22 protein-coding genes and 1 pseudogene are annotated in these 18951 nt (G+C 62.0%); 9 read left to right on the top strand and 14 right to left on the bottom strand.

The features are described from left to right. Positions 1-31 precede the first annotated feature (31 nt). The 5 genes from C8D77_RS21985 to C8D77_RS21960 all read left to right on the top strand — a co-directional run bounded on the left by C8D77_RS21985 (position 32) and on the right by C8D77_RS21960 (position 4170). A complete protein-coding gene (locus C8D77_RS21985) occupies positions 32-880 on the top strand; it encodes a DUF1194 domain-containing protein (RefSeq protein ID WP_170136793.1) in 849 nt (282 codons plus the stop codon). A gap of 182 nt (positions 881-1062) precedes the next feature. Beyond that, entirely contained in the window at positions 1063-1407 is a 345-nt protein-coding gene (locus C8D77_RS21975; RefSeq protein WP_056596364.1) for a peptidase inhibitor family I36 protein, read from the top strand. A gap of 165 nt (positions 1408-1572) precedes the next feature. Further along, the gene (locus tag C8D77_RS21970; protein WP_109667828.1) at positions 1573-2523 is read left to right on the top strand and encodes an ABC transporter substrate-binding protein; all 951 of its coding nucleotides are present in this window, start codon (positions 1573-1575) and stop codon (positions 2521-2523) included. 91 nt (positions 2524-2614) lie between these two features. Next, positions 2615-3388, top strand: coding sequence for an ABC transporter permease (locus C8D77_RS21965; protein WP_109667826.1), 774 nt, complete (start codon positions 2615-2617; stop codon positions 3386-3388). Then, a complete protein-coding gene (locus C8D77_RS21960) occupies positions 3385-4170 on the top strand; it encodes an ABC transporter ATP-binding protein (RefSeq protein WP_109668442.1) in 786 nt (261 codons plus the stop codon). Before C8D77_RS21965 ends, C8D77_RS21960 begins: the two co-directional genes overlap by 4 nt. Before the next feature lie 18 nt (positions 4171-4188). On the opposite strand, the gene C8D77_RS21955 is transcribed toward C8D77_RS21960, so the two are convergent. From C8D77_RS21955 to C8D77_RS21940, 3 genes are all read right to left on the bottom strand, one after another. Next, positions 4189-5127 (bottom strand): GlxA family transcriptional regulator, encoded by a 939-nt coding sequence (locus C8D77_RS21955; RefSeq protein WP_425453750.1) that lies wholly within the window; start codon positions 5125-5127, stop codon positions 4189-4191. Between the two features lie 345 nt (positions 5128-5472). Beyond that, the gene (locus tag C8D77_RS38830) at positions 5473-5607 is read right to left on the bottom strand and encodes a hypothetical protein (protein WP_013531161.1); all 135 of its coding nucleotides are present in this window, start codon (positions 5605-5607) and stop codon (positions 5473-5475) included. Between the two features lie 337 nt (positions 5608-5944). Beyond that, positions 5945-6130: a hypothetical protein gene (locus C8D77_RS21940; protein WP_109667819.1), complete on the bottom strand. Its 186-nt coding sequence runs from the start codon at positions 6128-6130 to the stop codon at positions 5945-5947. A gap of 221 nt (positions 6131-6351) precedes the next feature. Here C8D77_RS21940 and C8D77_RS21935 point away from each other — a divergent pair, with 221 nt between their 5' ends. Further along, positions 6352-7251 (top strand): LysR substrate-binding domain-containing protein, encoded by a 900-nt coding sequence (locus tag C8D77_RS21935; RefSeq protein ID WP_013531163.1) that lies wholly within the window; start codon positions 6352-6354, stop codon positions 7249-7251. A gap of 34 nt (positions 7252-7285) precedes the next feature. Here C8D77_RS21935 and C8D77_RS21930 read toward each other — a convergent pair whose 3' ends face one another. Together C8D77_RS21930 and C8D77_RS21925 are read right to left on the bottom strand one after the other, a co-directional pair. Then, positions 7286-8239 carry an alpha/beta hydrolase gene (locus tag C8D77_RS21930; RefSeq protein ID WP_109667817.1) on the bottom strand — a complete coding sequence of 318 codons (954 nt, stop codon included), beginning with the start codon at positions 8237-8239 and terminating at the stop codon, positions 7286-7288. Positions 8240-8471: 232 nt separating this feature from the next. Further along, positions 8472-8657 (bottom strand): hypothetical protein, encoded by a 186-nt coding sequence (locus C8D77_RS21925; protein ID WP_109667815.1) that lies wholly within the window; start codon positions 8655-8657, stop codon positions 8472-8474. Between the two features lie 290 nt (positions 8658-8947). On the opposite strand from C8D77_RS21925, the gene C8D77_RS21920 reads away from it, so the two are divergent. After that, on the top strand, positions 8948-9979 hold the full coding sequence (locus C8D77_RS21920; protein WP_245951851.1) for an acyltransferase family protein: 1032 nt from the start codon (positions 8948-8950) through the stop codon (positions 9977-9979). A gap of 36 nt (positions 9980-10015) precedes the next feature. Here C8D77_RS21920 and C8D77_RS21915 read toward each other — a convergent pair whose 3' ends face one another. From C8D77_RS21915 to C8D77_RS21885, 7 genes are all read right to left on the bottom strand, one after another. Further along, positions 10016-12166, bottom strand: a complete 2151-nt coding sequence (locus C8D77_RS21915; protein WP_109667813.1) for an ASKHA domain-containing protein — start codon at positions 12164-12166, stop codon at positions 10016-10018. After that, entirely contained in the window at positions 12117-13091 is a 975-nt protein-coding gene (locus C8D77_RS21910) for a methyltetrahydrofolate cobalamin methyltransferase (RefSeq protein WP_057142966.1), read from the bottom strand. The genes C8D77_RS21915 and C8D77_RS21910 overlap by 50 nt, the downstream gene beginning before the upstream one ends. A gap of 81 nt (positions 13092-13172) precedes the next feature. Then, a complete protein-coding gene (locus tag C8D77_RS21905; RefSeq protein WP_109667811.1) occupies positions 13173-14264 on the bottom strand; it encodes a methylenetetrahydrofolate reductase in 1092 nt (363 codons plus the stop codon). After that, positions 14261-14884: a methylenetetrahydrofolate reductase C-terminal domain-containing protein gene (locus C8D77_RS21900; protein ID WP_109667809.1), complete on the bottom strand. Its 624-nt coding sequence runs from the start codon at positions 14882-14884 to the stop codon at positions 14261-14263. Before C8D77_RS21900 ends, C8D77_RS21905 begins: the two co-directional genes overlap by 4 nt. Then, entirely contained in the window at positions 14877-15179 is a 303-nt protein-coding gene (locus C8D77_RS21895) for a virulence factor (protein WP_109667807.1), read from the bottom strand. Before C8D77_RS21895 ends, C8D77_RS21900 begins: the two co-directional genes overlap by 8 nt. A 203-nt stretch (positions 15180-15382) precedes the next feature. Continuing rightward, positions 15383-16165, bottom strand: a complete 783-nt coding sequence (locus tag C8D77_RS21890) for a formyl transferase (protein WP_109667805.1) — start codon at positions 16163-16165, stop codon at positions 15383-15385. Between the two features lie 94 nt (positions 16166-16259). Further along, positions 16260-16835: a DUF4893 domain-containing protein gene (locus tag C8D77_RS21885; protein ID WP_109667803.1), complete on the bottom strand. Its 576-nt coding sequence runs from the start codon at positions 16833-16835 to the stop codon at positions 16260-16262. Positions 16836-16949: 114 nt separating this feature from the next. Between C8D77_RS21885 and C8D77_RS21880 the strand changes: the two genes are divergently transcribed. Next, on the top strand, positions 16950-17873 hold the full coding sequence (locus C8D77_RS21880) for an NAD-dependent epimerase/dehydratase family protein (RefSeq protein ID WP_109667800.1): 924 nt from the start codon (positions 16950-16952) through the stop codon (positions 17871-17873). Here the strand turns inward: C8D77_RS21880 and C8D77_RS21875 are convergent. Next, positions 17870-18502, bottom strand: a complete 633-nt coding sequence (locus tag C8D77_RS21875) for a DUF1638 domain-containing protein (protein WP_109667798.1) — start codon at positions 18500-18502, stop codon at positions 17870-17872. The two genes, C8D77_RS21880 and C8D77_RS21875, sit on opposite strands and share 4 nt — an antisense overlap. 64 nt (positions 18503-18566) lie before the next feature. Here C8D77_RS21875 and C8D77_RS21870 point away from each other — a divergent pair, with 64 nt between their 5' ends. Then, positions 18567-18704, top strand: coding sequence for an entericidin A/B family lipoprotein (locus C8D77_RS21870; RefSeq protein ID WP_109668437.1), 138 nt, complete (start codon positions 18567-18569; stop codon positions 18702-18704). A gap of 85 nt (positions 18705-18789) precedes the next feature. Here C8D77_RS21870 and C8D77_RS21865 read toward each other — a convergent pair. Further along, positions 18790-18951 (bottom strand): annotated as a pseudogene (locus tag C8D77_RS21865) (cobalamin-binding protein); the annotation flags it as partial.

Genomic DNA, 18951 nt, shown 5'->3' with positions numbered 1-18951 from the left:
TAAACACGCTGTTTTCGCCTACCCTTGCGGCATGTCTGCTTTTGTGTGCGCAAGACATTTCCTTTCAGGCTGCGCCGCGTTCGCGCTGACGCTCTGGCTGGCGCCAGTGTCCCTCGCGGATGAGCCTGTCGATGTCGAGTTGGTGCTGGCCGTCGACGTTTCGCTGTCGATGTCGCCGGAGGAGCTCGAGATCCAGCGTCACGGCTACGCAGCCGCCTTGACGCACGACAATGTGCTGCAGGCCATTGCCGATGGCGCCCATGGCAAGATCGCCGTCACCTATGTCGAATGGGCCGGCACCACCTGGCAGCGTGTCATTGTGCCGTGGACGGTGATCGCCAGCCGCACCGATGCGGAGCGCGTGGTTGCGCAATTGTCCGCGCAGCCGCCCAACAGCGCGCGACGCACCTCGATCTCCGGCGCGCTCGAGTTCGGCAACGACCTGTTCGCCGAAAGCGGCTACCAGGGAACGAAGCGGGTCATCGACATTTCGGGCGACGGTCCCAACAACCAGGGCGCGCCGGTCAACCTCACCCGCGATGGGCTGATCAAGCAAGGCATCGTCATCAACGGTCTGCCGCTGATGACCCGAGGCGGTTTTTCCGGCGCCTACGACGTCAATAATCTCGATCGCTACTACAGCGACTGCGTCATTGGTGGTCCGGGAGCCTTCATGATCCCGGTCAACGATTGGACGCAGTTTCCCGAAGCCATCCGCCGCAAGCTGGTGCTGGAACTCGCCGGTCCGGCCTCGCCGCAATGGGCGGCGGAAGAAGCCGCGCATCCGCCAGTTGTATTGGCGCAGGACAGGCCCGCCACCGACTGCCTGGTCGGCGAGAAAATGTGGCGCAACCGCAGCTGGATGTTCGACAGCCGCTAAAGCGCGTCACGTTTGAACGGATTCAGGCGACGCGCTTTAGCTCTTTGTTTTTATGCATGTCGTTCTCCCAAAACCGGGGCCACTTTTGGGCGACATGCATTAGGCGGCCGAAGCATTGGCAAAAGGGCCGGACCGCGCTATCCAACCGGAGGGGGCCGCGGTCAAAACCGAGGAAACATCAGATGAAACGTCTAGCCATCTTGACTGCTGTCGCGTCCGTGCTTTTTGCCGACGTCGCCAGCGCCCAATACAATGACGAGCCCGCCTGCATGATGTTCGAGCACGCGAATTTTCGCGGGCGGTCCATCGGTATGGGGCCTGACGATTCCGTAAACTTTCGTGGCGGCCAGTTCTGGAACGACCGTGTGTCGTCGGTGATCGTGCGCCGCGGCTGCACGCTCGTTGCCTATGAGGACTCCCGGATGGGCGGCCGTTCCATCGAGATCAGGCGCAGGATCCGCGATTTTGGTGGCAGCGACTGGAACGACCGCATCTCTTCGGCGGAGTGCTATTGCAACGACTACTGAAGGCCATGTTGGGTTTCTGACAGCACGCACCCGTTTTCGGGACGGGCCGCCGATCGAGCTGCCTTCACCGGCCGTGCCGGCCGGGTGCCTCACCAAGCTGTTCATTGACAAGCTGACTGGCGTCTGTGAGACAATTTCCTCAGCGAAAACAAAAGGGGAACTGACATGACCAGGATCGCCGTTCTTGCTGCAACATTGACACTTGCCGCCGGCTTGTCCGCACCGGCGATGGCCGCCACTTCAGTCACCATCGGCATCAGCGGCTGGACCGGCTTCGCGCCGCTGACGCTTGCCAAGCAGGCGGGCATCTTCGAGAAGCACGGCCTCGACGTGACCTTGAAGAAGGTGCCGCAGGCGAGCCGGCCGCTCGCCATCGCCAGCGGCGACCTGCAATGCGCGGCCACCACGGTCGAGACCTGGCTGGTGTGGAACGCCAGTGGCGTCACCACCAAGCAGATCTTCCAGCTTGACAAATCCTATGGCGCCGACGGCATCGTCGCCCGCAACGACATCAAGACCGTCGCCGATCTCAAGGGCAAGAATGTCGCGTCCTCGGCACCGGGCACGTCGCCCTATTTCATGCTCGCCTGGGTGCTGAACAAGGCCGGCATGTCGACCAAGGACGTCACCGTCGTCAATCTGGAGCCGGACGCGGCGGCGCAGGCCTTCCTCGCCGGGCAGAATGATGCCGCCGTCACCTATGAGCCGTTCATCTCGGCGGTGCGCGACAAGTCCGACCAGGGCCATATCCTGGCGACGACGCTCGACTATCCGATGGTGCTCGACACGGTCGGCTGCACGCCCGAATTCCTCAAGGCCAATCCGGATGCCGCCAAGGCGCTGGCCGACAGCTATTTCGACGCGCTCGACCTGATCAAGAGCGATCCGCAGAAATCCTATGAGATCATGGGCGCCGACGTGAAGCAGTCTGCCAAGGAGTTCGAGGATTCGGCGAAGTACCTGAAATGGGCCGACAAGGCGGAGAACAAGCAGTTCTTCACCAAGGAATTCCAGGATTTTTCCAAGACCGCCGGCGAGCTGCTGCTGCAGATGGGACTGATCAAGGAAGCGCCCGACGTCACCACGCTGGCCGACACCAGCGCGGTGTCGAACTGACAGTCCGGCCTTTGACCATCATGCGGCGGCGCCTGGCGCCGCCGCCTTCTCCTGGACAAATGACGATTTGAAAGATGGGGACGATTTGACGATGCGCCCCTTGCAGCCAGTACCGCCGGGCATCCGGACCGTGCTCGGCATTTCCTTCTTCGTGCTGTTCGTCGCCTTCTGGGCGTGGATCACGCTTGGCGGCCACGTCAACCGCATCTTCCTCGCCGATCCGCTGTCGATGCTGCGGGACGGCTGGCGACTGCTGGTCGAGGACCGTTTCTGGCTCGACATATTGATCACCATCTGGCGGGTTTTCGGCGGGTTCCTGCTGGCGTCGGTTGTCGCGGTGCCGATCGGCATCGCGATGGGCGCCTGGAAGCCGGTGGAGGCGTTTCTGGAGCCATTCGTCTCCTTCGCCCGCTATCTTCCGGCCTCGGCCTTCATTCCGCTGCTCATCTTGTGGGCCGGTATCGGTGAGCTGGAGAAGCTGCTCGTCATCTTCGTCGGCTCGGTGTTCCAGATCATCCTGATCATCGCGGTCAAGGTCGGCAGTACAAGACGCGACCTGGTCGAGGCTGCCTATACGCTGGGCTCCACCAACAACGGCATCGTCAGACGGGTGATCATGCCGGCCAATGCGCCCGAGATCGCCGAGACGCTGCGTCTGGTGCTCGGCTGGGCCTGGACCTATGTCATCGTCGCCGAGCTGATCGGCTCGTCATCCGGCATCGGCTACATGATCATCAACAGCCAGTCGCGGCTGGCGACGGGACAGATCATCTTCGGCATCATCGTCATCGGGCTGATCGGGCTGTTGTCCGATTTCGCCTTCAAGGCCTTCAACCGCTGGCTCTTTCCGTGGAGCCTGGCGTGAGCAAGCTTCTCATCGAAGGCGTCTCGCGCACTTTCGCCGGCGTGCGCGGCGGAGAACCGGTCAAGGCCTTGATGCCAATCGACCTGGCAGTCGCCGCCAACGACTTTATCACCATCCTCGGACCATCGGGCTGCGGTAAGTCGACATTGCTCAGGATCGTCGCCGGCTTGGAAGCGCCGAGCGAAGGCCGCGTACTGCTCGACGGCAAGGCGGTGACCCGGCCGGGGCCGGACCGCGGCATGGTCTTCCAGTCCTACACGCTGTTTCCCTGGCTGACAGTCGCCGAAAACATCGCCTTCGGCCTGCGCGAACGCGGCATGCCCGAAGAGGAGCGGGACGGGATCGTTGCTTCCTATGTTGACCTTGTCGGGCTGAAGGGGTTCGAAAACCACTGGCCGAAGCAGCTCTCCGGCGGCATGCAGCAGCGTACGGCGATCGCACGGGCGCTGGCCAACGATCCCGAGATCCTTTTGCTGGACGAGCCATTCGGCGCGCTCGACAACCAGACCCGCGGTCTGATGCAGGAGCTTTTGCTCGGTATCTGGGAACGGCGCAAGAAGACGGTGCTGTTCGTCACTCACGACATCGAGGAAGCCATCTTCATGGCCTCGCGCGTGATCGTGATGACGGCGCGGCCCGGCCGCATCAAGTCGGATGTCGCCGTCGACCTGCCGCACCCGCGCCACTACACGCTGAAGACCAGCCCGGAATTCTCGGCGCTGAAGGCACGGCTGACCGAGGACATCCGCGTCGAAGCGATGCGCACGGCGCAGACGGCGTAAGCTTCCAGATCTATCGGATCAGGCCGCCAGCAGCTGCTTGCGGTCGACGCGCTCCTGCTGCGGCGAGCGGGCGTAGAGTTCGCGGTAGCATTTTGAGAAATGCGAGGCCGAGACGAAGCCGCAGGCGACCGCCACTTCGACCACCGGCATCGACGACTGGATCAGCAGGTGCCTGGCGCGGTCGAGCCGGATCTCCAGGTAATAGCGGGCAGGGGAGCGGCCCATCTCGGTGTGGAACAGTCGTTCGATCTGACGCCGCGACAGGTCGACATGGTCGGCGATCTCGATAAGCGACAGCGGCTCGGACAGGTTTGCCTCCATCAGTTCGATGATGGTCAGCACTTTCGAGTTCTGGACGCCGAGGCGAGCGCGCAGCGGCAGGCGCTGGCGGTCGGTCGGGCTGCGCACGCGGTCGGTCAGCACCTGCTCGCAGACACGGTTGACGAGGTTCTCGTCAAAGTCGTCGCCGATCAGCTTCAGCATCATGTCGAGCGCCGCGGTGCCGCCGGCGCAGGTGTAGATGTTCTGGTCGATCTCGAAGAGGTCGGCAAAGACATTGGCCTTCGGGAAAGCCTCGGAAAAGCCCGGCAGGTTCTCCCAGTGGATGGCGCAGCGCTTGTTGGACAACAGGCCGGCGGCGGCGAGGATATGCGCACCGGTGCACAGGCCGCCGACGGCAACGCCGCGATTGTATTCCTCGCGCAGCCAGGCGAAGGCGGACTTGTTCTGGTAGCGCTCGACATTGATGCCGCTGCAGACGATGGCCATGTTCGGCCGGTCGGGGCCTGCCATCTTCTTGCGTTCATCCTCGAGCGAGGTGTTGACCGCGCATTCGACCCCGTTCGAGGCACGCACCGGCTTGCCGTCGATGCTGGCAAGGCGCCAGCAATAGGCCTCGTAGCCAAGCATGCGATTGGCCGAGCGCAGCGGGTCGAGCGCGGTCGCAAAAGCGATCATGGTGAAATCGGGAACAAGGAAGAATACAAACGATCGCTTGATCGGATGCTTTACGGCGTTCAAGGGAACCTCACGCAGCCATGACGCGAACAGGATGTCGCGAATAGCATAGCGACATCAGGAAAAACCATGTCTGTCAATCGGCTACGCCGCTGCGACAAGATTATATTTGCGACATGGGTCGCAAATGGGCAATCGGCGTGCAGCGAACCCTGGAAGTGGCACCAACTGTTCAAGGGACAGGCAACATATGGCCTGCGGGCAGAACAAAAACGCCGCTCTGGCTGGAGCCAGGCGGCGTTGCAGTTTTAAAGCAGCGGCAGGGATGCGCTGCCTTGAAAATCTTCAGGCGACGAAGCCGAGGCGCGCCGCATTCATGGCGCCGGTCTGGCCGGGCATGGTGTTGGCAAGACGCTGACGCTCGAGAGCGGTGGTCAGGTTCATTTCGCGGCGGGCAAAGAGGCGTGCAAAAAGCTTCATAATCATCTCCATTTGTTGCTCAGACGGGTCGCCTTCGCTTGATGGAGTGGGGCAGCTCGTTTGCTGGCGCTGATATAGGCTTGTGTAAGCAGAAACTAAATCGCAAAAGCGAAGCGCTTGATATGAAATGCGACACCGAATGCGGAAAATTTGGGCAAGGTGCCCGAAATTTGCGATTATTTACAAGGCATTAATTGGAAACAGGAGCTGCTATGCGGCTTTCTCATATGCGTCATGCGCTGGCGGCATGGCTCCGAAAATCATTTGAATACAAATAAAACAGAGAAGGCCTGCCGGGCGATTGCGCGGCAGGCCTTCAGCACTTGGTACACACGATCTACTTTGCTCCAGCCCAGGATCCGACGCCACTGCGTGAATTGGTCTTGGTGTCGGAAGCCTCAGGCCAGCCGATATCCTTCTGCAGTTCGATCGGCAGGGAGCGGATGGCGCGTTCGGTCTGGTAGCGGGCGCGGGCCGCGCTAAATTCGGTCGCAATGCGACCAAGGGACGACAGGATAGACATTTTATTCTCCTTTGGCATCTGGCGGGTGCCAGACAGCGCGTTGGTTATGTCAGGTTTGTTTCAGCTTCATTTCGTGTCGATTGCAGGTTTGTGTCGTGGTCGTTTCGTGGCTGCTTGTGGCAGCAACCTGCTTCGATGGAGTTGACTATCCTCCCAATCTGATGTTCAATCAAACGAAATGGAATGATGCTTTGTATCAGAAAAATTGAAGGTCAGTTCCCATGAACGCCCCGCTCAATCATCCACTGCCACTGCTCGATCTCGACGTTTTGCGCACTTTCGTGGCGATTGCCGAGACCGGCAGCTTCACCACCGCCGCCAATGCCGTGTTCCGCACGCCATCGGCCGTCTCCATGCAGATCAAGAAGCTGGAGGACATTCTTGGCCGTTCGGTGTTCGCGCGCGACGCCCGCTCGGTGTCGCTGACCACGGACGGCGAGATGCTGCTCGGCTACGCCCGCCGGCTGCTGTCGATCAACCGCGAGGTGGTGTCGAAGTTCATCATTCCCGAGATTGTCGGTGTGGTGCGGCTTGGTTCGCCGGACGATTACGGCGAGCGCGTGCTGCCGCATGTGCTGAAGCGTTTTGCGCAGTCGCATCCGTCGATCGCCGTCGACGTCACCATCGACCAGAGCAGCAATTTGCGCCGGCGCATGGACGACCGGGCGCTCGACATCACGCTCTTGACCAATTCCTACAAGACCAGTGCGCTTGGCGCCGAGGTGCTGCTGACCGAGCCGATCGTCTGGGCCGGCGCCAAGGGCGGCTGCGCGCATCTGCGCGAGCCTTTGCCGGTATCGCTGTGGGAAGAGGGCTGCGCCTGGCGCGCCGGAGCGCTCGATGCGCTTGGCCGCGAAGGCCGCAATTATCGCATCGCCTATATGAGCGCGCACACGGCCGGCCAGCGCGCTGCGATCATGTCCGATCTCGCCGTGGCGCCGCTGCCGAAGTCGTTCCTCGGCAACGACATGGTCGAACTCTGCCCGAAGGACGGCATGCCCGACATCGGCACCTACAATCTGGCGATGGTGGTGGCGCCGGACGCCAGCGCGCCGGTCAAGGCGGTTGCCGACCATATCCGCGCGACCTTCGAAGTGTTTAGGGAAACCGGCAAGTTCTGATCCGCCAGTAGGGGCCGATCCAGAAGAGAAAGCGCTACTCCGCCGCTTCGGCGGAGGGCGCTTCGAACCTTGTCCTCATGTCTTGCCTGATCGGGGCCCTGTTCTCGCTGAGAAAAGCAACGATGTGCTGCCGGGCGCGGCGTGCTTCCGGCATGTCGATCAACGGCCAGACGTGGAACATGCCTTCCTCGTGGACGACATCGACCTCGACGCCGGCGGCACGCGCCTTCTCGGCGAAGATCAGATTGTCGGGGGTCAGAAGATCGCGCGAGCCGGTCAACAGCAGCGTTTTTGGCAGCACCGACAGATCGCCGTAGACCGGGCTGATGTGCCAGTCGCTGCGGTCGATGCCGGCGCTGTACATCCGGATCGCTTCCAGGCCGCCGGGAATGCCCAGCCACGGGTCGTTGCGTTCGGCCTCGAAGAGTTTTGGGTTCGAAAGCGACATATCGAGACCGGGTGAAATCAGCACATGGCGCGACGGCAGCGGCAAGGCCTCTTCCGCCGCCATCATGGTCAGCACGACGGCCATGTTGCCGCCGGCGGAATCGCCCATGAACACGATGTCTTCGGCCTCCGTCTCGTCGAGCATCTGCCGGTAGACATCGCCGACCATGCCGAACATGGCGTGGAAATCGTGTTCGGGGGCGATGGGATAGATCGGCACGGTGATGCCATAGCCCAGCCGATCCGCCATGTCGGCGATCAGATGCCAATGATAGGGCGTGATTTCAAAGACATAGGCGCCGCCGTGCAGATACAGAATCCGCTTCTGCTCGCCGGTCCTGGGGGCGATTTCGTAGACGGGGAAGCCATCGACCGTATGCATCTCGATGCCGAGACGCTGGTGCAGCGAGGCAGGGGGCTGGTGGTTCTCGGTCTTGCGCGCGGCCGCGATCCAGCGCTGCAGGTTCTCCGGGCTGGCAAACGCCTGCTTGCGGCTGTGCCGCAAGACGAAGGACACGACATGGCTTTTCAAACTTGGCATGCGAATACACGAACTTCGGCCAAAGCCGACTAAGAGAACCCCACTATCTTCGAAGATCGTGCCGCGGCCGAAAATGTCAAGTTTTACGCGATGTCTACACGGTGGTGTGATCCGCGCCGCAGTGGTCAGCGACGCGGCAAAAGTGCGGCACGCAGCCGGTTGCTGGCGGTCGCGGGGGACATGCGAGATCCCCGGCGCATGCCGAGCAATTTGCATTTGTCGGCGAAGGTCATCAGCGCGCGGCGCTCCAGATTGTGTTGATGAGTGCTGCCTTTTCGCTGGATCGCGGTGACACCGGCCAACCAATATCCTTCTGGATCTCCGGCGGCAGGCTGTTCAGCAGGCGCCGCGCCTTGCTGCGGTCATGGGCATTCCTGATGGCCGTGCCATAGCGGCCAAGGCTTTCGAGCATCGACATCTTTTGTCTCCCTTGGAGCGTTGCGGCGGCTGAAAGCGATCTTCTGCCTGCCGTTCGATGCCGGTTAAATGCGCTTGCCATGTATCTGGCCGATTTCACGAAAACAGCGTTTTGGTTTCCGGATCAGGCGATCCGGAAACATTTGCATGCAAACGAAATTGCAGGTGATTGACGCTCCGCGCGATCGCTTCTTGGCCTCGCCCGGTTGACAGCGGGTGGCGGACGTCTGCTATTGTGCACTGCAGCATTTTTGAGGGTGCTAGTAAGGAGGTGCTGGTAAGGAGTACGGCTTGAATGACATTCACAGTATTCAATACCTTCGAGGACTCGCCGCTTCCGCGGTAGTTTGCTTTCATATCAGCGAGCAGTTCAGCGGTCCGTTCGCGGTTGGCGCTGCAGGCGTCGACCTCTTTTTTGTCATCAGCGGTTTCATCATGTGGGTGACCACGGTCGATCACCCTGTCGATCCGCAGCGTTTCATGTGGCGACGGATTGTTCGTATCGTGCCGCTTTATTGGATCGTCACGGTGCTGACCGCGCTGGCAATTTTCGTCAAGCCGCAATTTCTCTTCGGACATATGCTGAGCCCGGCAAATTTTTTCGGCTCGCTGTTGTTTGTTCCGATCATGCAGGATGGGTCACTTCACCCCGTGGTGATCCAGGGCTGGACGCTGTGTTATGAAATGATGTTTTACGTCATTTTCGCCTTGGCGCTCTTGCTCGGCGAGAGGCAGCGTTTTGCCGCGCTGATCGGCGTGCTGACGGCAATGGTCGCATTGAACTTGCTGCTGCTCAGAGGCTATCCTTTTACCTCTCCCCTGATGCTTGAGTTCGCGGCCGGCATTGTCGTCGGGCGGCTGTGGATGGAGGATATCCGGCTCCAGCTTGTGCTAGCGCTGTCGCTGGTTGTCGGCGGATTTCTCCTGTTGATGACGGCCCAGATGCTTGACCCTGAAATGCCTCGTGTCCTGCGTTGGGGTGTTCCGGCGACCCTGATCGTTGCCGGAGCGGTTTTTGCCGAGCGTGCCAGACCGTTCAGCCCCATGGCCTTGTTTACATTTTTTGGCAGTGCATCGTATTCGATCTACATCTGGCATGTGCTGGTGGTTGTCGTGGTGACTGGCATCATGCTGCGGCTTGGGGTTCCGCCAAATTGGCAGCCGGCGCTGATTGCCTTTGTCAGCATTTCGCTTTCCGCGATGCTTTATCTGGCGATTGAAAAGCCGCTGACTGGCTATCTCAACCCGTCACGCGCCAAAAGCATACCGCCAGTCGGTCAGCGGTCCGGCTCGCGGCTGCCGTCGAATGAGACAAAGGACTAAGGCGCCTCGGCGGAATCCGTTGCAACGGGCCTTAATTTATTCCCGCCCGCGCCTCGCGGCGTGGCCTTCGCGCGATCGCCGGCGCGGGGTGGCGTCGCCGGCGACGCCATCCTCGCTGACCGTCTTGCGCGGCGGCAGTTTCACCGCCGCCGACAGTTTCGGGAACGGATCGACCTTGTTGGGCAGCGCCATGGCGTAGACGAAATGCTCCTGGAATTTCGGTTCCAGCGCCGTCTCGATCTTCTCGATCTTGCTGACCGTGTCCTCGATCTCGCGGCGATAGCCACGATTGAGCAGCGCCATGCGCGCACCGGCACCGGCGGCATTGCCGACCGCCGAAACCTTGTCGAGGTCGCAATCCGGGATCAGGCCCAGCACCATGGCGTATTTCGGGTCGATGAAGGAACCGAAGGCGCCAGCGAAATGGATGCGGTCGACATGCTCGGTGTTCTGCTTTTCCATCAATAGCTTGGTGCCGGCATAGAGTGCTGCCTTGGCGAGCTGGATGGCGCGCACGTCGGTCTGGGTGATGGTGATCTTCGGCCCATCTTCCTTCAATGCGGCGGAGCCTTCCTTCAGCACGTAGGAGAAGGTGCGGCCGTTGGCGGTGACGCGCGGCGAGCGGGCCGAAAGTCCGCCGTCGATGACGCCGTCTTCCGAGATGATGCCGGCGAGATACATCTCGGCCACCACTTCGATGATGCCGGAGCCGCAGATGCCGGTGACGCCGGTTGCCTGCACGCTCTCCAGGAAGCCCGGCTCGTCGGACCACAGCTCAGAGCCGATGACGCGGTATTTCGGCTCCAGCGTATCGGGATCGATGCGCACGCGCTCGATGGCGCCGGGTGCTGCGCGCTGGCCGCCGGAGATTTCGGCACCCTCGAAGGCGGGGCCGGTGGGCGAGGAGGCCGCAACCACCCGCTGGCGATTGCCGAGTACGATCTCGGCATTGGTGCCGACGTCGACGATCAGCATCATCTCGTCCTGGCGATGCGGGCCTTCCGACAGCGTCACCGCCGCCGCGTCGGCGCCGACATGGCCGGCAATGCAAGGCAGCATATAGAGCCTGGCGCCCTGGTTGAGCTTCAGGCCGATGTCGGAGGCCTTGATGTGCACCGCGCCCGAGACGGCCAGTGCGAAAGGGGCGCCGCCAAGCTCGGTCGGATCGATGCCGAGGAACAGATGGTGCATGATCGGATTGCCGACGAAGACGGAATCCAGGATGTCGTTGCGCTGGACATTGCCTTCGGCGCAGACTTTGTCGACGAGACCCGAGATGGCCTCGCGCACGGCCACCGTCATGCCTTCGCGGCCATCCGGATTCATCATCACATAGGAGACGCGGCTCATCAGATCCTCGCCGAAGCGGATCTGCGGGTTCGACGTGCCCGACGAGGCGGCGACGCGGCCCGACAGCAGCGACACCAGATGCATGGCGATGGTTGTCGAGCCGATATCGCAGGCCAGCCCATAGGCTTCGTTCTTGAGGCCGGGCCAAAGTGCTACGACGCGCGCGGTCTCGCTGTCGGCATCCTTGTAGATGGCGGCGGTCGCGGTCCAGTTGCCCTTGCGCAGGATGCCTTGCACCTGCGGCAGCAGATAGAAATCGAAATCGAGGCTTTTCAGACCCCAGTCGTGCATCAGCGCGATCTTCAGGCGGTCGAGATCGCCGAGCGGCTTGTGCATGTCGGGCTCTTCGATCTCGACATAGCACATGCGGATCGCTGAATCGCGGGCGATGACCCTGGTGTCGGCATCCTTGCGGATGGTCTGCGCGTTGATGACGGTGTCCTGCGGTACGTCGATGACGAGGTCGCCGAGGATCTGCGCCGAGCAGGAGAGGCGGCGCCGTTCGGGCAGGCCGCGGACGCGCTCATAGCGCTCTTCCTTGGCGCCCTTGGGCGTGATGTGGTCGTTGGAGGAAACGATCTTGTGCTTGGCGAAATTGCCTTCCTGCACCTCGATCTGGCAGCGCCCGCAGGTGGCGCGTCCGCCGCAGACGCTTTCGACATAGACGCCAAGCTGGCGCGCGGCATCGAGCACCGGGGTGCCGACAGGAAACCGCCCGCGCTTGCCCGACGGCATGAACAGCACGAGCGGGTCGGTGATGTTTGCAGGTGAATTCACGATTGCGCGCTTATCCTCGGCCCATCCGGGCTTCACGGCCGCCACGGCGGCGGCCGCCATTGCTGGCGCCGTCGCCCGGCGCGTTGACCTGCGTCGGGGCGGCGACCGCCTGGCCGCCTTCGGCCGGCTTGTAGTCCTTGTAGGTGCGAATCCAGTTGGTGCAGTTCTCGTCGGTGCCGTTCAGCACATTGGCGCCGCGCACGGCTTCCATTTCCTGCGGACGCACCGGGTTCATGATGGCTGATGTCATGCCGGCGCCGATCACCATCGGGATGAAGGCGGCGTTGATGCCGTGGCGATGCGGCAGGCCGAACGAGATGTTGGACAGGCCGCAGGTGGTGTTGACCTTGAGCTCCTCGCGCAGGCGGCGCAGCAGCGCGAACACCTGGCGGCCGGCGTCGCCCAGCGCGCCGATCGGCATCACCAGCGGGTCGACGACGACGTCATGCGCCGGAATGCCGAAATCGGCGCAGCGCTGCACGATCTTCTTGGCGACGGCGAAGCGCACGTCCGGGTCCATCGAAATGCCGGTCTCGTCGTTGGAGATGGCGACGACAGGCACGTTGTACTTCTTGACCAGCGGCAGGATGGCTTCGAGCTTTTCTTCCTCGCCGGTGACGGAGTTGACCAGCGGACGGCCCTTGGCGACCTTGAGAGCCGCTTCGATCGCGGCGGTGACCGAGCTGTCGATCGACAGCGGCAGGTCGACCAGACCCTGCACGATCTCCAGTGTCTGCACCAAAAGGCCGGGTTCGGTCTCGTTCGGGTTGACCGAGGTGACGCCGGCATTGACGTCGAGCATGGTGGCGCCACAGGCTGCCTGCTCGAGCGCGTCCCGGATCACGGTCTCGAAATTGCCGGCGATCATCTCGGCGGCCAGCTTCTTGCGGCCGGTCGGATTGATGCGTTCTCCGATCACGCAGAACGGCTGGTCGAAGCCGATGATGATTTCTCGTGTCGCCGAGGCGACGATGGTACGGGTCATGAAGTCTCTCCGCCGTGATATAAAGATTTCTTTATATCGTTGTCTGTTTTCATTCAAGCGAATGGGTGGCCGTCCGCGCCGTCAGTGCGCGGTCTTCACCATGTCCACCTGCGTTTCGGTAATATCGTCGTGCAGTATGTGCTCGAGCCTATCGGCGACCATCTGGTCGTCGCGGCGAATCTCGCGTTTCCATGGCTGGCGGCCCTTGAGCACGCCCGATTCATCGACGATCTCGGCGACATATTCCTCCTGCCGATAGGCCATCACGTGGACGCCGGAAACGCCTGATATTTCCTTCACCTCGTTGATGATGTCGATGCAGAGCTGCTTGCCTTCCTTCTTCTGGTCCTGCGCGCCTTCCAGCCGCTTGATGACCGAATCGGGAATATGGATGCCCGGCACGTTTGAGCGGATCCACTTGGCCGTCTTGGCCGAGGCGAGGGGGCCGACGCCAACCAGGATGAAGCATTTTTCGGTGTAGCCGAGGTCGCGCACCTTTTGCATGTAGGTGCGGAACATCGGCACGTCGAAGCAATACTGGCTCTGCACGAATTGCGCGCCGGAGGCGATCTTCTTGCCCAGCCGATGCGGACGAAAGTCGATCGGCGGCGCGAAAGGATTGATCGCAGCACCGAGGAACAGCTGCGGCGGCGTCGTCAGCTTGCGGCCGGACAGGAACTTGCCGTTGTCGCGCATGATACGGCAGGTTTCCAACAGCGACATGCAGTCGAGGTCGAACACCGGCTTGGCGCCGGGTTGGTCACCGGCCTGCACGCCGTCGCCCGTGAGGCACAGCATGTTGGCGACGCCCATCGCGGCCCCGCCCAGCACGTCGCCCTGGATGGCAATGCGGTTCTTGTCGCGGCAGGCGATCTGCATGATCGGCGCATAACCCATGCGGGTCAGCAGCGCGCAAATGCCGACCGACGACATGTGGCAGTTGGCGCCGGATGCGTCGACAGCGTTGATGGCGTCGACCCAGCCGTCGAAAATCTTGGCACGGTTGTAGACGTCCTCGGGATCGGCGCTGTCGGGCGGGTTGAGCTCCGTCGTCACCGCGAACTCGCCGCGGCGCAGGACGCGCTCCAGCCGGCCGCGCGAGGTGTGGCCGGGCAGGGGGTCGAGCGGCAGATCGATGCCGGCCGGGTTCTCGTCGCGCTGGCGGCCGATCATGCCGACGCCCCGGTGTTCGCCGCCCCATTCTTGGCGGCGGCTGCTTCGCGCGCGGCGGCCGCCTGTGCGGTCACCCGCAGCCAGGCCGAGGTTTCGCGCAGCGACTGATCGACCGGCTTCTGCACGGTCAGGATCCTGTCGCTGTGCACCATGTTCTGCGAGCCTTCCCAGGCCTTGACCCAGACGCAGGGCATATCGGGCTCGACCTCGCAATTGCCGTTGGCGCGGACGCCGCCGCAAGGGCCGTTGCGCAATTGCTTGGGGCAGTTCATCGGGCACGACATGCCGGTCGAGGACAATATGCACTGGCCGCACATGCGGCAGTCGAACATGAAGCCCTTGACGCGCTTCTCGACGAATTTGATCGGCCCTTCGACACGGCCGTAGCCGATGCCTTTCCACAAGGGATGGAGGAGAAGGAACATGTCGGCGAATTTGGCGTAGAACCATTCGAGCAGGCGCGAATGCCTGATCGACCACAGCCGGACCGCGAAGGAGCGCTGCACGCGTCGCTGCGGCGATACGTCGGCCGGCTTGTAGTCGGATTTCGGCGCTGCCTTCTTGACCAGAGTGGCCTGGGTAACCGCCGGCCCATCCTTGGTAGGAATGGTTTCAGACATCTTCTTTGCCGCCCGCCTTGACCAGAGCGACCAGCCGCTCGCGGTCGTATTTCGTGTCGAGGTCGTTGAATGCCTTCTCGACCTCGGCTTCGAGGTCGTCGCCGACCGGAATGGGATCGGCCTTGCGCCATTCGGCCAGATAATCGTCGGTGCCGCCGGCGCCGGTGCGCATGGCGCACATGTCGATCGCCTCGGTGAAGCGCAGCGGCAGTTCGCGCTTGGCGTTTTGCCGACCCCTCTTGACGATGACCTGGGCAGGGATGTCGCGCCAGTAGACGACGATCAGATCGGCCATGAATTCTCACTCCTCGATATCGGAGCATTGCCGGAAGCGCAGGTGGGCCGCTTGTTATGGGACGACGCGCGCGCATTCAAAAGCGACGCATTTGGATGTCGTAAAATGAAAGGTGGGTTTATTCGTCTGCAGCGTGTGCCAGCGGCGGGTTTGACGCGTCTGAATAGCCGGCGCGCGGCATGCGGTTCCAGGCGAAGAACGTGTTACCAGACGCCGGTTCTGAGGCCCGTCCAGAGATAGAACCAGATCGTCGGGTGATACCATTGTTGCGACGGCAGGCCCGGGTCGACGGTGGCGATTCTTCCCGCCAGCACGTCGCTGACCGCCTCGACGCAGATGTCGCGCGAGAACGCGGCCTGGCGCAGTGCATAGCCGGAGATGGTGTCGCCGCGTTTCGGCTGACCGCGCACCTGTTTCAGCACGGCGCCGGTATCGACGCCGGCATCGACCAGATGAACGGTGGTGCCGAAATTGTGCGGATCGCCTGATGTCAGCGCCCAGTAGCCGCCATTCATGCCGCGGTATTTCGGCGTGATGCCGGCGTGATAGTTGAGCACCGGGCAAGGCATCCTGGCCAGCATGCCCTTCGACAACAGCCTGCAGCCGTTAAGCAGGACAACGCCAGGCTGGATCTTCTCGATCGCCTCAAGGCACTCCGGCCCGTTGGCGGAAGCAACATGGATGATCTTCTGGTCCGGCCGCGGCTCGACATCGAGCTTCTCCTCGGCAATCAGCCGCGCGGCATGGCCGGCGAGGAGCCGCTTGCCAAGCCTGCTCAGCACCATGGTGCCGAGCTGACCGATGGCGGAGATCCAGCCCTGGCGGCGAGCACGGCCAAGCAGCAATTGCTTTTTGGATTCAGGCGTTTCGAGGACGACGCTGACAGGGCCGACGCGGTCGGCGATCGCATTAACGATCGCCCAGACATGCGGGCCGCCTCCGGTGACGATCACGATCGGACGCGTATTGGATTCTGATGCTGCCATGGATATTGCCCCCTCCAAGCAACCCGTTCTCGACAATGGGCGGGATGCTAGGGCGTCCGGGTTAATCCTTGGTGATCAGCTCTTCGACACACGGTCAGCGCTTGAATTCGATGATATCGAGCTTCGATTCGTAATAGGGCGCCGGGAATTCGATGCGCCATTCCTTGGCGCTGTTGCGGAAGGCATAGCCGACCTGGTCGGTTTGCGGCCCGCTGCCATAGGGCTTTGCCGGATCGCTGTTGACATAGAAGGAGCCGAGATAGATCGCGCGTTTCTCGCCGTCGTCGAAGAAACGGCCCTTGGTGCGCTGCGAGCCGCTGATCTTTTCCAGCCGCCAGCCGGAACCGTCGTCGGTCACCTTGCACTTGAACCAGCCATAGATGACGAGCGGCAAAGGTCCGCCCGCCTTGATGGTGCGGCACCGCCAGTTGCCGGTCAGGTCCTTGTCGGAGAAGGCTACCAACGGCTTTGCCAGCAAGGCACCGAGTTGCTTGACCTCGGCGGGATCGCCCGCTTTCGCCTCGGCGAGCGCTGCCTTGCGGGTCTCGCCATATTTGTCGAGCCGTGCCTTGTCGGCTGGGGTGATGAGTTTCTGCACCTCGCCATCGGCGAGGGCAGGGAGCGTGCAGCAGAGCATGCCGACAAGGGCGAACAGCGGGCGAAGTGTCATCGGAAGCCTCCCGGTTGATGTCTGGCGCAGCGCCGCTGGTGCATAACTTATCGGGTCGCTGGCGCCTGTCATCCGTGCTTAACAGCGTCACGGTCAAAAATCATGGTGTGACGAATGCGAATCTTGCTCACGGGATCGTCGGGTTGGCTGGGCAGCGCGCTGGCGCCGCGTCTGCGCGCGCTTGGGCACGACGTCGCCGGGCTCGATCCTGTGCCATCGGCGGAAACGCAGATGATCGGCTCGATCGCCGACCGTGACCTTGTCTTGCGCACCGTAGGCGACAATCGGATCGAGGCGATCATCCACAGCGGCGCGCTGCACAAGCCCAACATCGAGAACCGTGCCAACAGCGATTTCGTCGCCACCAATGTGCAAGGCACGCTGAACCTGCTCGACGCGGCGGTGGCGGCCGGCGTGCAGCGCTTCGTTTTCACCTCGACGACGTCGCTGATGATTTCGCAGGCGATACGCGACGGCTTCAGCGGTGGCGCTCGCAAGGCGGCCTGGCTGACGGAGGCGATGTCGCCAGAGCCGCGCAACATCTATGGCGTCACCAAGCTTTCGGCCGAGCATCTCTGCCGCCTCTATCATATCCAGCATGGACTGCCGGTGGTGGTGCTGCGCACGGCCCGCTTCTTCCCCGAAGCCGACGACATGGCGCATGCGATCGAACAGTCGGATGCCAACACCAAGGCGAATGAATTGCTATTCCGGCGCCTGAAGGTGGAGGACGCGGCGGAGGCTCACATCCTTGCCCTCGAAAAGGCGCCACAGCTGGGTTTCGACATTTTCATCGTCTCGGCGCCGACGCCGTTCCACCCGGATGATTGCGCAGCCTTGATCGCTGATGCGCCGTCGGTCGTCGCGCGCTATTTTCCGGATTTTCCAGCACTTTATGCGCGAAAGGGCTGGACGATGTTTTCCTCCATCGACCGCGTCTATGACGCGTCGCGGGCAAGGGATAGGCTGGGTTTCGTCTGCAAGACGAGCTTTGCCGATGTGCTTGCAGCGCTGCGGACGGAAGAGGGGGCTGCTTAGCCCGCGACAGCAGCGGCTTGCGCCATTCCGGCCGTAAGGTCGCCATAACCGGTCGCGCGGCGTTCATAGACGAGACCGAGCATTTTGGCAGCCTTTTCGGCGACCTTGTCGAGTTCCGGATCGTTGGTCTGGGCAAGGTAGATCAGCTTTTCGTAGTTGCCGAAATAGTCCTTGATCAGCTCCGGGTGCTTGTCGAGTCCGAGCGGCTTCATGAAGAAGGCGTCGAACTGCCGGCACAGGAAATCGGTCATATAGAAGGACATCATGTCGTCGTCGGCGATTTTCGCGTAAGCGTCCATGCCTTGATAGAAGGCGAAACAGTGCGGGCCGGCCATGCGCTCGACGCCATGCTTCTCGCAGATACGGTCGAGCAGGCCGCCGGTGCCGCAATCGGCATAGCCGACGAAGATGTTTGTGTAGCCTTCGGCCTTGGCCTTTTCGATTGCCTTGTCCATGGCCGGGGCGATGCGGTCCGGGTAAAAATGAAATTCTGCCGGCAGGCAGGTCAGGTCGAGGTGATCCAGTCCGAGCTGTTCCTTGACGGCCAGAACTTCGCGCGCAATCATCCCGCAGGCGATAACGAGCAGCCTGTCGTCTTGATTCGGTTTCGTTTTTTGCGTCTTGGCCATGGAACCCGTCGAGCCGGCCTTCGTTGCTGTGGCGCTAATTTATCTATTGAGGGAGACACCGTCCATGAAACTGCTACGCATCACGCCGATTGCCATTCTTGCTTGTGTCCTTGCCCTTACGGCTTGCGCGAACACCGTTCGCGGCGTCGGCAAGGACGTCAAATCGACGGCCAGGGCGGTCAAGGACACTGTCGCCAACTGATTGGCATCCTCGTCCATCATCTGGGAACAAAAAAGCCGCGCTGCAAGGCGCGGCTTCTCTTGTCGATCCATCCTGATGCCTTGGGTCAGGCCGAAGCGCGCACATTGTGCTTGCGCTTCATGTAGTCCTTGGCGGTCTCGACCGCCACCGCGGCGTCGCGGCAATAGGCGTCGGCGCCGACGGCCTTGCCGAATTCCTCGTTCAGCGGCGCGCCGCCGACCAGCACGACATAGTCGTCGCGGATGCC

This window comes from Mesorhizobium loti, from assembly GCF_003148495.1.
In the GTDB taxonomy this organism is placed as follows: domain Bacteria; phylum Pseudomonadota; class Alphaproteobacteria; order Rhizobiales; family Rhizobiaceae; genus Mesorhizobium; species Mesorhizobium loti.
Note: the sequence above shows the minus strand (reverse complement) of the source record. Positions and strands in the feature narration are given on the sequence as shown.